This is a genomic window from Haladaptatus sp. R4 (assembly GCF_001625445.1).
In the GTDB taxonomy this organism is placed as follows: domain Archaea; phylum Halobacteriota; class Halobacteria; order Halobacteriales; family Haladaptataceae; genus Haladaptatus.
This window is the reverse complement of sequence record NZ_LWHG01000011.1, coordinates 446,943-459,795: the sequence shown is the minus strand read 5'-3', so window position 1 is coordinate 459,795 and position 12,853 is coordinate 446,943. Positions and strand designations below refer to the sequence as shown.

At 61.0% G+C, this 12,853-nt stretch carries 13 protein-coding genes; 7 read left to right on the top strand and 6 right to left on the bottom strand.

Features of this window, described 5'->3' with window-relative positions:
- Positions 1-204: 204 nt before the first annotated feature.
- Together A4G99_RS25745 and A4G99_RS05970 are read right to left on the bottom strand one after the other, a co-directional pair.
- Entirely contained in the window at positions 205-354 is a 150-nt protein-coding gene (locus A4G99_RS25745; RefSeq protein ID WP_190303699.1) for a hypothetical protein, read from the bottom strand.
- A gap of 407 nt (positions 355-761) precedes the next feature.
- A complete protein-coding gene (locus A4G99_RS05970; protein ID WP_066140689.1) occupies positions 762-1,856 on the bottom strand; it encodes an aminopeptidase in 1,095 nt (364 codons plus the stop codon).
- A gap of 106 nt (positions 1,857-1,962) precedes the next feature.
- Between A4G99_RS05970 and A4G99_RS05965 the strand changes: the two genes are divergently transcribed.
- Complete coding sequence (locus A4G99_RS05965; RefSeq protein ID WP_066142368.1) at positions 1,963-2,979, top strand: low specificity L-threonine aldolase; 1,017 nt, start codon at positions 1,963-1,965, stop codon at positions 2,977-2,979.
- Between the two features lie 10 nt (positions 2,980-2,989).
- Here A4G99_RS05965 and A4G99_RS25740 read toward each other — a convergent pair whose 3' ends face one another.
- A complete protein-coding gene (locus A4G99_RS25740; RefSeq protein ID WP_190303698.1) occupies positions 2,990-3,142 on the bottom strand; it encodes a hypothetical protein in 153 nt (50 codons plus the stop codon).
- 85 nt (positions 3,143-3,227) lie between these two features.
- Here A4G99_RS25740 and A4G99_RS05960 point away from each other — a divergent pair, with 85 nt between their 5' ends.
- On the top strand, positions 3,228-3,875 hold the full coding sequence (locus A4G99_RS05960; protein WP_066140687.1) for a winged helix-turn-helix domain-containing protein: 648 nt from the start codon (positions 3,228-3,230) through the stop codon (positions 3,873-3,875).
- A gap of 112 nt (positions 3,876-3,987) precedes the next feature.
- Here the strand turns inward: A4G99_RS05960 and A4G99_RS05955 are convergent, their stop codons facing one another.
- Positions 3,988-4,491 carry a metallophosphoesterase gene (locus A4G99_RS05955; RefSeq protein WP_066140684.1) on the bottom strand — a complete coding sequence of 168 codons (504 nt, stop codon included), beginning with the start codon at positions 4,489-4,491 and terminating at the stop codon, positions 3,988-3,990.
- Between the two features lie 99 nt (positions 4,492-4,590).
- Between A4G99_RS05955 and A4G99_RS05950 the strand changes: the two genes are divergently transcribed.
- Entirely contained in the window at positions 4,591-5,562 is a 972-nt protein-coding gene (locus A4G99_RS05950) for a cation diffusion facilitator family transporter (RefSeq protein WP_066140681.1), read from the top strand.
- Between the two features lie 59 nt (positions 5,563-5,621).
- Positions 5,622-7,805, top strand: coding sequence for an ATP-dependent DNA helicase (locus A4G99_RS05945; protein WP_066140679.1), 2,184 nt, complete (start codon positions 5,622-5,624; stop codon positions 7,803-7,805).
- 23 nt (positions 7,806-7,828) lie between these two features.
- On the opposite strand, the gene A4G99_RS05940 is transcribed toward A4G99_RS05945, so the two are convergent.
- Both A4G99_RS05940 and A4G99_RS25085 read right to left on the bottom strand, forming a co-directional pair.
- The gene (locus A4G99_RS05940; protein ID WP_066140676.1) at positions 7,829-8,329 is read right to left on the bottom strand and encodes a 2'-5' RNA ligase family protein; all 501 of its coding nucleotides are present in this window, start codon (positions 8,327-8,329) and stop codon (positions 7,829-7,831) included.
- 72 nt (positions 8,330-8,401) lie between these two features.
- Complete coding sequence (locus A4G99_RS25085) at positions 8,402-9,547, bottom strand: hypothetical protein (RefSeq protein ID WP_066140674.1); 1,146 nt, start codon at positions 9,545-9,547, stop codon at positions 8,402-8,404.
- Positions 9,548-9,896: 349 nt separating this feature from the next.
- Here A4G99_RS25085 and A4G99_RS05930 point away from each other — a divergent pair, with 349 nt between their 5' ends.
- The 3 genes from A4G99_RS05930 to lysW all read left to right on the top strand — a co-directional run bounded on the left by A4G99_RS05930 (position 9,897) and on the right by lysW (position 12,852).
- Positions 9,897-11,066 (top strand): argininosuccinate synthase, encoded by a 1,170-nt coding sequence (locus A4G99_RS05930; RefSeq protein WP_066140671.1) that lies wholly within the window; start codon positions 9,897-9,899, stop codon positions 11,064-11,066.
- Positions 11,059-12,537, top strand: a complete 1,479-nt coding sequence (gene argH, locus A4G99_RS05925) for an argininosuccinate lyase (protein ID WP_066140669.1) — start codon at positions 11,059-11,061, stop codon at positions 12,535-12,537. The genes A4G99_RS05930 and argH overlap by 8 nt, the downstream gene beginning before the upstream one ends.
- A 150-nt stretch (positions 12,538-12,687) precedes the next feature.
- Entirely contained in the window at positions 12,688-12,852 is a 165-nt protein-coding gene (gene lysW / locus A4G99_RS05920; RefSeq protein ID WP_066140665.1) for a lysine biosynthesis protein LysW, read from the top strand.
- Position 12,853 lies beyond the last annotated feature (1 nt).

The following is a 12,853-nucleotide window of genomic DNA, read 5'->3' as shown; positions in this document are numbered from 1 at the left end:
CTGAAGTCGATGACGGACTACAACGTGCACGAACCGGAGCTCGGCGGAACGACCGACGACGACTGGAGCGCGTCCGAAGAGAGGGGTTTCGGGACGGACGACCTGTCGGATACCGCCAGTCACTTCGTTCTCTCGTCGTCCGGATTCGACAGTCCCCGACCGTTACGAAGTTTACCCGTGATTCGGACGCCGATCAGTCCGAAATTACAACAATTCGGTGACGTTCTCGATGGCGTTTCGGCAGAACGGACAGCGATAGTTCGTCGAAAATCCGCTGGATTGGGCGACGGTTCTGGTTTCCAGTTCGTGAAACGCGATGTTCCGCCGACAGTCCGGACAGACAACTTTTGGCACGATTATTTCTATTCAACCGTAGCTACTTAACTCCAAGGTGACACAACACATATATATCAGATATTCGTGGTGCGCTGTTTCGAGAACGGTCAACCGGCGAAGAAAGAGTTCACGCCGACAGGGAGTTCAGTATCAGTCCGTCTCGGACGGATTTTGAACCGAAAGATTGCGAACAGGCGGCACGACAGTTTGACGTGGAGGTGTGCCACACACCCGCCTCGGCCATCCACGCGGTCGTTTTCAGGAGATACGGACTCTGGGTTCGTTTCAGTATATAAACGTTCGTCGCGGTCGCTTGGTCTCGAATATCCGTAGTACGCGACGAAAACAACCCGCTCGGTCAACTCACGGCTCACTTCGTTCGCCGTTCGTCTTGCGAGGCGCAAAGCGCCTCGTCTCCCTCCCGGTTATTCCTCGAACCCGTCCTCGAAACGGAAGGTACCGTTGCGCTGGACGATTTCGCCGTCCACTTCGATGAACGAGTCCTCGCTCATGTCCACGATGATGTCCACGTGAACCGCGCTCTCGTTCGGTTCCCGGTCGTCGGGAACACAGGTATCGTAGGCCATGCCGACGGCGAGATGGACCGTATCGCCCATCTTCTCGTCGAAGAGCATGTTGTAGGTGAACTCGTCGATGTCGCGGTTCATGCCGATGCCGAGTTCGCCGAGTCTGCGTGCGCCGTCGTCGGTATCGAGAACGCCCGCGAGGACGTCCTCGTTCTTGTCGGCGCTGAAATCGACGACCTCGCCGTTCTCGAACTTCAGCCAGACGTTTTCGACGATGTTGCCCTGGTGGACGAGCGGCTTGTCGAACAGCACTTCCCCCTCGACCGAATCGGGGACCGGCGCGGTGAACACCTCGCCACCGGGGAGGTTGTTCTTGCCCTCGTCGTTGATGGTTTTCATACCCTTCACCGACATCGTGAGGTCCGTCGTCTCGCCGGAGACGATACGAACTTCGTCGGCGGGGTCGAGGATTTCGACCATCTGCTCTTGGAACTCGCGCTGCTCGTCCCAGTCCTTGTTCATCGCGCTGTACACGAACTCCTCGTAAGCGTCCGTGCTCATCTCGGCGAGTTGCGCGCTTGCGGGGGACGGATACTGGGTGAGACACCAGCGCGACGAGAGGATTTCCTGCTGAATCGGCTGGTACGCCTGTCTGTATGCCGCGTGGGTCTCGGCGCTAATATCGCTCATGTCGGAGGCGTTCTCGTGGCCCCGGATGTGAACGATGGCGTCCGCCGCTTCGAACAACGCCTGTTCGTGCTCGGGGGTTTCGAGGGCATCCGCATCGACAGAACGAAGGAACGCCGCTTGTTTCTTGTCCCGACGCCCGGCGGTGACGAGTGGGAACGCACCGCGCTCGCCGAGTGCTTCGGAGAGGGCAACCGCGAGGTCGTCCGAGACGGTCGGCGAGCGAACGACGACCGTATCGCCCGCTTCGATATCGAGAGAGTGGTCGACGATGGTTTCGGCGTGGTTCCGAATTCGTTCGTCCATGTGGCAAAATTTCGTGGATACCGGAAACCGCTTTCGGTGTGGGCATCTCCGTCGATGAACTGCTTCTACCCTCGATTATTTGGTCGCCGCGGCGGAACGGTCGCGTATGATAGACCTGCGGAGCGACACGGTCACGAAACCGAGCGAGGAGATGCGTGCGGCGGCGGCCGAGGCCGAGGTAGGCGACGACGTCTACGGAGAGGACCCGACGGTCAACGAACTCGAATCCGCTGCCGCCGAAATCGTGGGGATGGAAGCGGCCCTCTACGTCCCGACCGGGACGATGGGCAATCAGATCGCGGCGCGCGTCCACACCGACCGGGGAGAGGAGATACTGGTCGAACGCGAGAGCCACATCTACAAGTGGGAACTCGGCGGACTCGCCCAGCACTCGGCGCTGCAAGTCCGAACGCTCGATGGCGGCGACCGTGGAATTCCGACGCCCGAACAGGTTCGAGACGGCTACGTCGAGGCGGACGCACATCGACCCGGAACGGGATTGTTATCGCTCGAAAACACGCACAACAGCAAAGGTGGGGTCGCAATCGCTCCCGAAAAGATCGACGCGGCGGCGGAGGCGGCCCACGACCTCGGAATTCCGGTCCATCTCGATGGCGCACGGGTGGGCAATGCGGCCGTCGCCCTCGACGTATCACCGGCACGTATCGTGGAGAACGTGGATTCCGTGATGTTCTGTCTCTCGAAGGGACTCGGTGCGCCCGTCGGGTCGATGCTCGCCGGAGACGAGGAGTTCATTGCGCACGCACGACGCGTTCGAAAATTGCTCGGCGGAGGGATGCGACAGGTCGGTATCGTGGGCGGGCCGGGACTGCTCGCGTTGGAGAACGTCTCACGGTTGGCCGACGACCACGAGAACGCCCGTCTCCTTGCGGAGCGACTCGCGGACGTGGACGGCCTCTCGGTGCAACCACCCGAGACGAACATCGTCCTCGTGAACACCGAACACGCGGGACTCACCGCCGAGGAGTTTCTCGAACTGTGCGCGGACGAAGACGTCATCGGGTCGGCGTTCGGGACACACGTCGTCCGGTTCTGTACGCACTGGAACGTTGACCGTGAGGACATCAAAACTGCCGCGGAGCGGATTCGAAACGCGCTCTGAGGGGAATCGACTATCGCTGCCCTTTCTGAATACCTTCCTGAAATCCGGTCATGATCCGGCGGATGAACAGGTAGATGAAGAAGACGAAGGCGAGCATGATGATGAGAAGGCCGACGAAGAGCGGGTCGTGGAGTACCTTCCCGAAGATTCCGAGTGGTTCCATACCCCCCTGTATCAGTTGCCGAACCAAATTCGTTTCGCCGTGTCAGTGGCAAAGTTGATTGCCGAGCAGTTGCATACGGATAAATATGGCCGACCTCTTGCCCTCCAGTTCGGACGTGGAACCACCGTCGGGTGGGTCCCCCCGAGTGCTCGGCGTGGACAGCGACGATGCGGACGACCTGCTCGGGGCGCTCTCGTCCGATACTGCGCGTGGTCTTCTCTCCGCGCTCCACGACCAACCGGCGACGGCATCCGAACTGAGCGAGCAGGTGGATACATCGCTACAGAACGCCCAATATCACCTGAAAAAGCTGGAAGACGCGGACCTCATCACGGCGGTCGATACCATCTACTCCGAGAAAGGCCGGGAGATGAAGGTGTACGCACCGAGCGACGGTCCGCTCATCCTCTTCGCCGGGCGGGAAGAACAGACGACGGGATTGAAGGACGCGCTCTCCCGCGTTCTCGGCGTCGCCGTCCTACTCGGCCTCGTGAGCGCCGGGATTCAGTACGCCGTTACGGAGGGACTGCTCGGTATCGGCGGAAAGGCGGCCGAGAAGACGACCGGCGGTGGCGGACAAGTGGGAACGTTCTCGACGGAATCGACCAACAGCGCGGGACATGCGGCAAACGGCGTTTTGGCGACGATACCGCCGGGCGTGCTGTTCTTCGCGGGGGGAGCGCTCGTTCTCGTCCTCGGTGCAGTCGGGTGGTATTTCGTGCGGAACCGATAACTAAAACGCGTTTTTGAGCTTACCAAGAGTACATGATGACCAACCGCATACTCGGAAGTGGAGCCGCCCTGCTTCGGCCCTCCACTGGTACGCCATCAACTTACCAGCCCTCCTACACGGGGAACTCGGTTACGAGTTCTCCACTCATCTCGTAAACCCTCCCAGCGAAGCCCTTCCCCTCCAGTTCGAGTTCGATGTGTGTCGGCCGATTCCCCCGTGGCTGTGCGTAACTGCCCGGATTGAGCAACAACACCTCACCAGCTTGTTCCACGAGATGTCGATGCGTGTGTCCTGAGACGACCACGTCCGCATCGCGCTCCTGCCCGAAGAGCGAGAGTCCCGTACTTCCGCCGCGCCGACGATGCGTGAGCGCGAACCGAACTCCGTTTTCCTCGAACGTTCGCACGGCAGGGAGGCGGTCGGCGACAGCGGCCGTCGCGTTGTTGCCACGAACCGCGACCAACCGGGTGCTTTCGGCTTCGAACGCGTCGAGAACGGCAGTCGTCGTGAAATCCCCTGCGTGAACCACGAGGTCCGCCCTTCGGACGGCTTCGAGCGTCCGTCCGGTCAGTTCGTGACCCGTCCTGCTGTGCGTATCGGAGACGATAGCGATCATGATTCGTCGTTGGTATCCCGCCGCCTTTCGTCTTCCGTCGAATCGACGCGCGGCGCTCCGTCGTAAGGACTTTGACACCTCCTCGCCGCTAGTCGAGTAATGGCGAACAGCAAGTCCGTCGTGATAGCCGCCCTCCTCTCGAACGCGGCGATTGCCGTGCTGAAATTCGTTGGCTTCGTGCTCACACAGAGTCCGGCGATGCTCTCGGAGACGTTTCACTCCATCTCCGACACGGGAAATCAGGTCTTTCTCCTCATCGGAATCTGGTTTGGTGGACGAAAGCCGACGCGGGACCACCCATTCGGCTACGGCAAGGCACAGTTCTTCTACAGCTTTCTGGTGAGCGTCCTGCTCTTCGGTATCGCCGGTTGGGAGAGCGCAAAACACGGATACGACTCGCTTGTCCAGCACCACGAAACGGTCAGCGGGGGATTGGTTCACGTCCTCGGACAGTCGTTTCCACCGGTGTACGTGAACTACGCCGTCCTCATCGGAGCCATGCTGTTCGAGGGATACGCCTTCAGCAAGGCGTATCGTTCCACGAAACACGAAATCGAACGACGAAACTGGAGCGGATTTCGGGAGGCATTCCACAAGACGAGCAACGTCTCCACGCTGACGGCGCTCACCGAGGACACCGTTTCGGTCGCCGGTGCCGGGTTCGCACTGGTTGGTATCTGGCTGTCACAAGTCACCGGAAACCCGATCTACGACGCCGGTGCCGCGCTCCTCATCGGGTTGTTGTTGATGGGATTCGCCATCGCGCTGGCGTGGGAAAACAAACGGCTCCTCCTCGGCGAGAGCCTGCCCAAAGAGGAGGAAGACAGACTGCGCTCGGAGTTGGACGGGTGGGAGGGCGTCACCGAAATCATCGACTTCAGAACCGTCTACTTCGGTCCCGACCGCATCATCGTCACCGCCGACGTAGCGTTCGACCCGACGCTCGACACCGGGGAGATGGACGACTTGATAACCGATATCGAAGATGGGCTGTACGAAATCAACGATAGCGTCAAGAAAGTGTACATCGAACCGGAAGTGCAGGAGACGGCGGCGGAGTCGGTTATCTGAGACCGAGCATCTCTCCGATGGGCAAGGGTTTTTGAACTAAGACGCGAATATTCGGTATCGTGTCCACGACGAACGAGTACATGCGGTTCTTCCCGTACGACGCCCCCTACGACAACCAGCAGGAGGCGATGGACCGCATCTACAACGGACTGTCACGCGGGCAGGACGTGCTCTTCGAAGGTGCGTGTGGGACGGGCAAAACGCTCTCGTCACTCGTTCCCGCGCTCGAATTCGCCCGCGAGGAGGACAAGACGGTCGTCATCACGACCAACGTCCACCAACAGATGCGCCAGTTCGTCACCGAAGCGCGCGAGATAACGCGCAAGGAACCGCTTCGCACCGTCGTCTTTCGGGGGAAGGGGTCGATGTGCCACATCGACGTCGATTATCAGGAGTGTCAGGTACTCCGGGACAATACCTACGAGGTCGTCGACAAGGAACGCGACAAGAGCGAACTCGAACAGCGACAGCGCGAACTGCTCGACGACATGCAGGAAGGCGATTCGACCGCGGCCGAGGCCCGTAGCGCGGTGATGGACGAACTCGAACAGATTCAGGACGAAGTCGAGAATCTCAAAGAGAAGAACATCTGCGAGCACTATTACAACAACCTCACCGAGGACAACGAGGAGTTCTACCAGTGGCTCTACGACGGGGTTCGGACGCCCGACGATATCTACGAATACGCGGAACAACAGCAACTGTGCGGCTACGAACTGCTGAAAGACGGGATGGAGGGTGTGGACTTGGTCGTCTGCAACTACCACCACCTGTTGGACCCGATGATCCGCGAACAGTTTTTCCGGTGGTTGGGCCGCGAACCGGAGGACGTCATCACCATCTTCGACGAGGCGCACAACATCGAGGGGACGGCCCGCGACCACGCCTCCCGAACGCTGACCGAGAACACCATCGACAGCGCGCTAGACGAACTTCAGGACAGCGACGACTTCCGGAGCGAAGCGGGATTCAACGTCCTCGCCGCGTTCCAGCGGGCGCTCAAAACGACCTACGACGACTCGTTCGGTTTCGGCGAGCGCGAATCGGTCGGCGAGAACTGGCAGGACGTGTCGATCGCCAACGACGACAAACGAGACGACCTGACGCTTGCCTTCCTACAGGAGTACGCCGGGAAGGGAATCGACGCGGAGTTGGACGACGCGCTCTCGCTCGCCAAGGAACTCGACCAGAAATACGAGGAGGCGTACAAGGAGGGCGACGCGACGACTCGAAAGGAGTGTCAAACCCTCCAAGCCGCCGCGTTCGTCAAGTCCTTCATGGACGAAGGGGCCGAACTCGGCCAGTATCCCGTCGTCGCGGTGCGCCGCGACGAGGGGACCGACGAAGTGTACGGACGGGCGGAACTGTACACCTGCATCCCGCGCGAGGTCACCCAAGCCCTGTTCGAGGAGGTGTACGCGACGGTGTTGATGAGCGCGACGCTTCGCCCGTTCGACGTGCTGTCGGACGTGCTCGGCCTGAGCGACCCCATCTCGCTGGCGTACGGGCTTCAGTTCCCGGAGGAGAATCGCCGGACGTTCGCCGCCGAGACGCCCGCCCTGTTCGCCAGCGAGCGGAGCAATCCCGAAACCCAGGACACCATCGCCGAGGTGTTGAACGACGCGATTCGGTTCACCGCCGGGAACACGCTCGTCTTCTTCCCGAGTTACGCCGAAGCCGAGCGCTACCGCGACCTCGTGCGAAACCGAACCGAGGCGAACCTGTACTTCGACGAGGCCGGAACCCCCGTCGAGGAACTTCGCCAGCAGTTCACGTCGGACGGGAACGGCGCGCTGTTCACCTCTCTGTGGGGGACGCTGGCCGAAGGCGTCAGTTTCGACGGCGACGAAGCCAGAACTGTCATCGTCGTCGGCGTGCCGTACCCGCATCTGGACGACCGGATGGACGCGGTGCAGGACGCCTACGACACCGTGTTCGCCGACCGTTCCGGAAGAAATTCGGGGTGGGAGTACGCCGTCGAAATCCCGACGATTCGGAAGACGCGACAGGCGCTCGGCCGGGTGATTCGCTCGCCGGACGACTTCGGCGTCCGAATCCTGCTCGACAAACGCTACACCGAGGGGAGCGTCCGCGAGATGGGCAAGTACAGCGTTCGAGAGACGTTCCCGCCGGAGGAGCGGAAAGAAACCATCGACATCGGCCCCGGGAAACTCAAGTTCGCCATGCTGAACTTCTTCACCGACAAGGACGCGTGGGACGGCGAACCGCCGACGCCGCAGTAAAAGAGCGAACGAAGATAGAGCGTTCAGGCCGGAAGTGAGATTCTCGCGGCGGTTTCCTCGTACTTCGCGTCCCAGAGATGGAGTTCCGTTACGGTCCACGAAATCGGATCGATATCCCGTTCCGCGAGTTCTTGGGCCACCTGGATGTCGCCACCGCGCGCGAGCGTGACGTGTGGAACGTAGTCCTCGCCCTCCAATCCCTCGATGGTCTCGAATTCGGCGAGCAGTTCGCGGTGAAGCCGTTCCAAACCGGGGCTTTCGACGGCGAGATAGACGACCGGACCGTCGCCCCGTGCTGGCGTCTCGAAGTAGTCGATGCCCGAGACGTGCGCTTCGAACGCGGGCGTGCCGACGAGCGCGGTTCGGACCCGCATTGCCAATCGGTCGTAGTTTTCTTGATCTCCGAATCGCTTGACGACGAGCGTATGTTCGTCGCGGACGCTGTCGAACCCGTAGAGCGACGGACGGAGTTGCCCAGCGAGTTGAGCGATTTCGCCGGGAACCGGGACGTTGAGACTGTACACTGGTTGGTTCGAGACGCTTTAGTGGTATGAGGGTGGCGTTTGACGGGAGAAAGAGAGATCGTCGAAAGTCGGTCAGGCGGCAGTCGTGGTCGTCGTCGCTTTGGTGTCGTTCGTGCTGTCGTGATTTCTCCCCTCGGGATTTACCCAGAGGTCAGCTTTCCAGTGTTTCGTCTCGTATCCGAGAGACAGAGTCCAGTGAGTGTGATTTATTCCCGGTTCGGTCGTCGCTGGGTGGTTGACCGTGATGTTCCCGACGGCTTTGTAGTGGAGATGGTCGGTGTCCTCGATATCGGAAATCGTGAGATGGGCGATATCCCCACGGCCGAGCGATTTCGGCAGTCGAACCGTTCCAATTGCGGTGGCGCTGTCGTTTATCAACGTGAGCGAAACGTTCGTTCCCGCCGGAATACGCTCACCGCCCTCGTGTGCGAGCGTGAACTCGCTCGCGTTTGTACGGACGGTCAGTCGGGGCACACCGTCTACCCATTCCGGCTTCGTCGGTGGATTCGAAACCAGAGAAAACCCGTAGTCGAAATCGACGGTCGCGGGACGCTTTCCGTCGGTGTGAATCGTTCCCGAGACATCGTGGATGAGACCGGTCTCATCCACCAGTACGGTCGCTGAGAGTCTATCAGCGCCCGAAAACGTCGTGGAACCGTTGGCTTCGTATCGATACAACGTCGTTCCGTTGCGAACCGTCGTTCCGTTCGCCACGAAGTCCGAACTGGCGATGAGCGATTCCATTCGTGAAGTGGTACGCTTCGTGATCTGCTGTCCCTGAGTGGACCTGGTGGAGAGATACCGACATTTTTCAGCGCCGCGTCGGCACTGCACGGTCATGTTGTCCGTGGAGTAACTCCGATACGATTCGGTTAGCTCCCGAGGTCCGAACGACCCGCCGCTCCCCTGTACCAGGGTTCGACCGCTACCAATATGTACGGTCGTAGTCGTATTTTGCCACTTCACCGAAGCGGTTTGCTGGTTCGGCCGGACGCGAGCGTGCATCCGGTAGTTCGCCCCGCTGAGCGCCGCTTTGTGCGCCTTGACGAGTTGCTCGGCGTCGAATATCCACTGGCCGTTGGCTCCGGGTAGGTAGGATGCTGGGTGGTTGGCAGTTGTCTGTTGAGGATCCGATTGTGAGTCAGACCACGGCAGGAAGTTTGCACACCCGGCCGTGAGAACGAGAAGGACGAGGAGGACTGGGGCGAGACGACGCATAGTCGATGATTCTTTTGGCGCGTCATAAACTTCGTTGAACAGAATCGCTGGCAATCGTTGCCGTCCCGAAAGACTTTAAGCGGTATGCACCAGAAGGATTCGATAATGTCGCGGACTCGCGCCACCGGGGTTTGCCCTCCAATGAGCGACGAGTCGACCACGGCTCATTTTGCGTCCGACGACGACGACCGGGGCTTTTCTAGTCCCAATAATACCCATTCCACTCCGACCGGTCGTTTGTTCAAAACTCACTCACGTGTGATTAACTCGTCTTTAGTCCATTTTCCACCTTTATTTCTCAAACTTCTGAGAAGAATTTAAGTACCTGTAGCCCTTGGCAACTCATACAATGAAAACGGTTGCACTCGCCTTCTCGGGCGGACTCGACACGACAGTATGCGTCCCACTCCTCGAAGAGGAGTACGACTACGACGAAGTCATCGGCGTCACGGTGGACGTCGGTCAGCCCGAAGAGGAGTTTGCAGAGGCGGAGGAAACTGCGGAAGCACTGGATTTGGAACACTACGTTATCGACGCCAAGGATGCATTTGCGGAGCAGTGTCTGGATGCGGTGAAGGCGAACGCGACGTATCAGAGCTATCCGCTCGGAACCGCGCTCGCACGCCCGGTCATCGCGGAAGCGATTCTCGACGTGGCGAAGGAAAACGACTGTGACGCAGTGGCTCACGGCTGTACCGGCAAAGGGAACGACCAACTGCGCTTTGAGGCGGTCTGGCGCGCCTCTGATTTGGAGGTCATCGCCCCCGTGCGCGAACTCGGCCTGACCCGCAAGTGGGAGATGGGCTACGCGGACGAACACGACCTGCCCGTGGAGGGTGGCAACGAGGGCGTCTGGAGCATCGACACGAACCTCTGGAGTCGCTCCGTGGAGGGCGGCAATCTGGAGGACCCCGGCTACGTCCCGCCGGAGGAAATCTACGAGTGGACCGAACAACCGAGCGCGGAAACCGAACTCCTCGAAATCGAGTTCGAGGACGGTAAGCCGGTCGCCATCGACGGTGAATCGATGGGTGCCGTGGAACTCATCGAGTACCTGAACGAGTTCGCCGGAAAACACGGCGTCGGTCGCACCGACCTGATGGAAGACCGCATGCTCGGCCTGAAAGTCCGCGAGAACTACGAGCACCCCGCCGCGACGACGCTGCTCAACGCCCACGAAGCCCTCGAAGGACTGGTGCTGACGAAGGAAGAGCGCTCGTTCAAAAAGAACATCGACCACCAGTGGGCCGAGAAGGCCTACGAGGGACTGCTCTCCGCGCCGCTCGTGGACGCCCTCGACGGCTTCATCGACACCACGCAGGAGAAAGTCACCGGCACGGTCACGGTCAAGTTCGAAGGCGGACAGGCCCGCGCCGTCGCCCGCGAGAGCGAGCACGCCGTCTACTCCGAGGACGCCGCCTCGTTCAACACCGAGACGGTCGGAAAGATCGAGCAGGCCGACGCGACGGGCGTCGCCAAATATCACGGTTACCAGGCTCGCATCGCGAACGATGAGTAAGGGAGACGGAGCAGAGAGCGAAGAAAACCAACCTGCCACGGACGGCGACGTCGTCCGCGGCGACCGCTTCAGCGGCGGTCCCGCCCGCGGGTTCCTCTCGTCGCTCGCCGCGGACGAACGCATCTTCGCGGCCGACCTCGACGTCGACCGCGCGCACGTCGTGATGCTCGCCGAACAGGGGATCATCGAGGACGAAATTGCGGGCGACATCCTCACCGCGCTGAACGTGGTCGAGGTGAACGGGCACGACTCGCTCCCCGAAGGCGAGGACGTCCACGCCGCCATCGAGACGGCCGTCGTCGGAGAGGTCGGTCACGACGGCGGGAAGATGCACACCGCCCGCAGTCGGAACGACGAAGTGGCGACGTGCATCCGCTACCGCCTCCGCGAGGACGTGCTCGCGCTCCTCGAAACCACGCTCGCGCTCCGTTCGGCACTCCTCGAAGTCGCCGAATCGAACGCGGAGACGGTGATGCCGGGATACACGCATCTCCAACCCGCCCAACCCACGACCGTCGGGCACTTTCTCGCGTCCTACGAGCAGGCGGTTTCCCGTGACACGGCGCGTCTGCTGGATGCGTACGGAAGGATCAACCAGTGCCCGCTCGGCGCGGCGGCGTTCGCGGGAACCCCGTTCGACGTGGACCGCGAGCGCGTGGCGGAACTGCTCGGCTTCGACGCACTCCTCGACAACTCGATGGACGCCGTTTCGACCCGCGACTTCCTCGTCGAGACGGTCGCGGCGGCGGCGAATCTCGCGACGACGGTGTCCGGGTTGGCCGAGGACCTCGTGATCTACTCGAACCGAGGGTTCGTGGAACTCTCGGACGACTATGCGTCCACGTCGTCCATCATGCCACAGAAGAAGAACCCCGACACCTTGGAACTCGCCCGCGCAGTCGCGGGCGACGCTCACTCCGGACTGTCGGGACTGTTGACGACGCTAAAAGGACTGCCGCGCGCGTACAACCGCGACCTGCAACGTGCGACCCCGCACGCGTGGGACGCCCTCGACGCCGTGATCGACGCGACGGACGTCGCTGCCGGTGCGGTGGCGACCGCGACGTGGAACGAGGACGCACTCGCGGACGCCGCTGGGGAGGGCTTTTCGACGGCGACCGGCGTCGCCGACCTGCTGGCGATGTGCGGCGTGCCGTTCCGCACGGCCCACGAGGTCGTTGCGACGGCGGGAACGAGCGGTTACGATGCCCTCGATGCGGCCGCCGAGGAAGTGCTCGGTGCACCGCTCGCCGAGTTCGTCCCACCGGAGGAAGTCGAATCGGCACTCAACGTGGAAGCGAGCGTCGCCATGCGCGATTCCGTCGGCGGTCCAGCGGCCGAGACGGTCGTCGAAGCGCTGGCGAACGCGAGGGCAACGCTCGTGGACGACGAAACGACGACGACCGAACTCGCCGAGTCGCTCGAAGCGGCCGGTGAAACGCTCCAGATGGAGGTAAACGACTATGCCTGAACTACCGCGACCCCCGCGTGGGGAATTACTTGATTACTAACTCAGAACCGCGGTATAAGCCTTCTACTTCCGTTAGACGGTAGTCCGAGCTTTTTCTTCATTATTAATAACGATGGATTTAAGTCCGATAGGGCGATACGGAAGAGTACAATGGTAGAATGCGTTGAGTGCGGAGCCGATGTGGCTTTGCACGACGATCTGGAAACGGGTGAAATCATCGACTGCGGTACCTGTGGTGTCGAACTGGAAGTCATCGACGTGAACCCGCCAGTCCTCGACCGAGCGCCGGAGCTCGAAGAGGACTGGGGGGAGTAAC

Excerpts from the sequence above, each read along its gene's own strand:
- A4G99_RS05970 (WP_066140689.1), bottom strand. The coding sequence starts at position 1,856 with ATGGACGAACGAATTCGGAACCACGCCGAAACCATCGTCGACCACTCT.
- A4G99_RS05965 (WP_066142368.1), top strand. The coding sequence starts at position 1,963 with ATGATAGACCTGCGGAGCGACACGGTCACGAAACCGAGCGAGGAGATG.
- A4G99_RS25740 (WP_190303698.1), bottom strand. The coding sequence starts at position 3,142 with ATGGAACCACTCGGAATCTTCGGGAAGGTACTCCACGACCCGCTCTTC.
- A4G99_RS05960 (WP_066140687.1), top strand. The coding sequence starts at position 3,228 with ATGGCCGACCTCTTGCCCTCCAGTTCGGACGTGGAACCACCGTCGGGT.
- A4G99_RS05955 (WP_066140684.1), bottom strand. The coding sequence starts at position 4,491 with ATGATCGCTATCGTCTCCGATACGCACAGCAGGACGGGTCACGAACTG.
- A4G99_RS05950 (WP_066140681.1), top strand. The coding sequence starts at position 4,591 with ATGGCGAACAGCAAGTCCGTCGTGATAGCCGCCCTCCTCTCGAACGCG.
- A4G99_RS25085 (WP_066140674.1), bottom strand. The coding sequence starts at position 9,547 with ATGCGTCGTCTCGCCCCAGTCCTCCTCGTCCTTCTCGTTCTCACGGCC.
- A4G99_RS05930 (WP_066140671.1), top strand. The coding sequence starts at position 9,897 with ATGAAAACGGTTGCACTCGCCTTCTCGGGCGGACTCGACACGACAGTA.
- argH (WP_066140669.1), top strand. The coding sequence starts at position 11,059 with ATGAGTAAGGGAGACGGAGCAGAGAGCGAAGAAAACCAACCTGCCACG.
- lysW (WP_066140665.1), top strand. The coding sequence starts at position 12,688 with ATGGTAGAATGCGTTGAGTGCGGAGCCGATGTGGCTTTGCACGACGAT.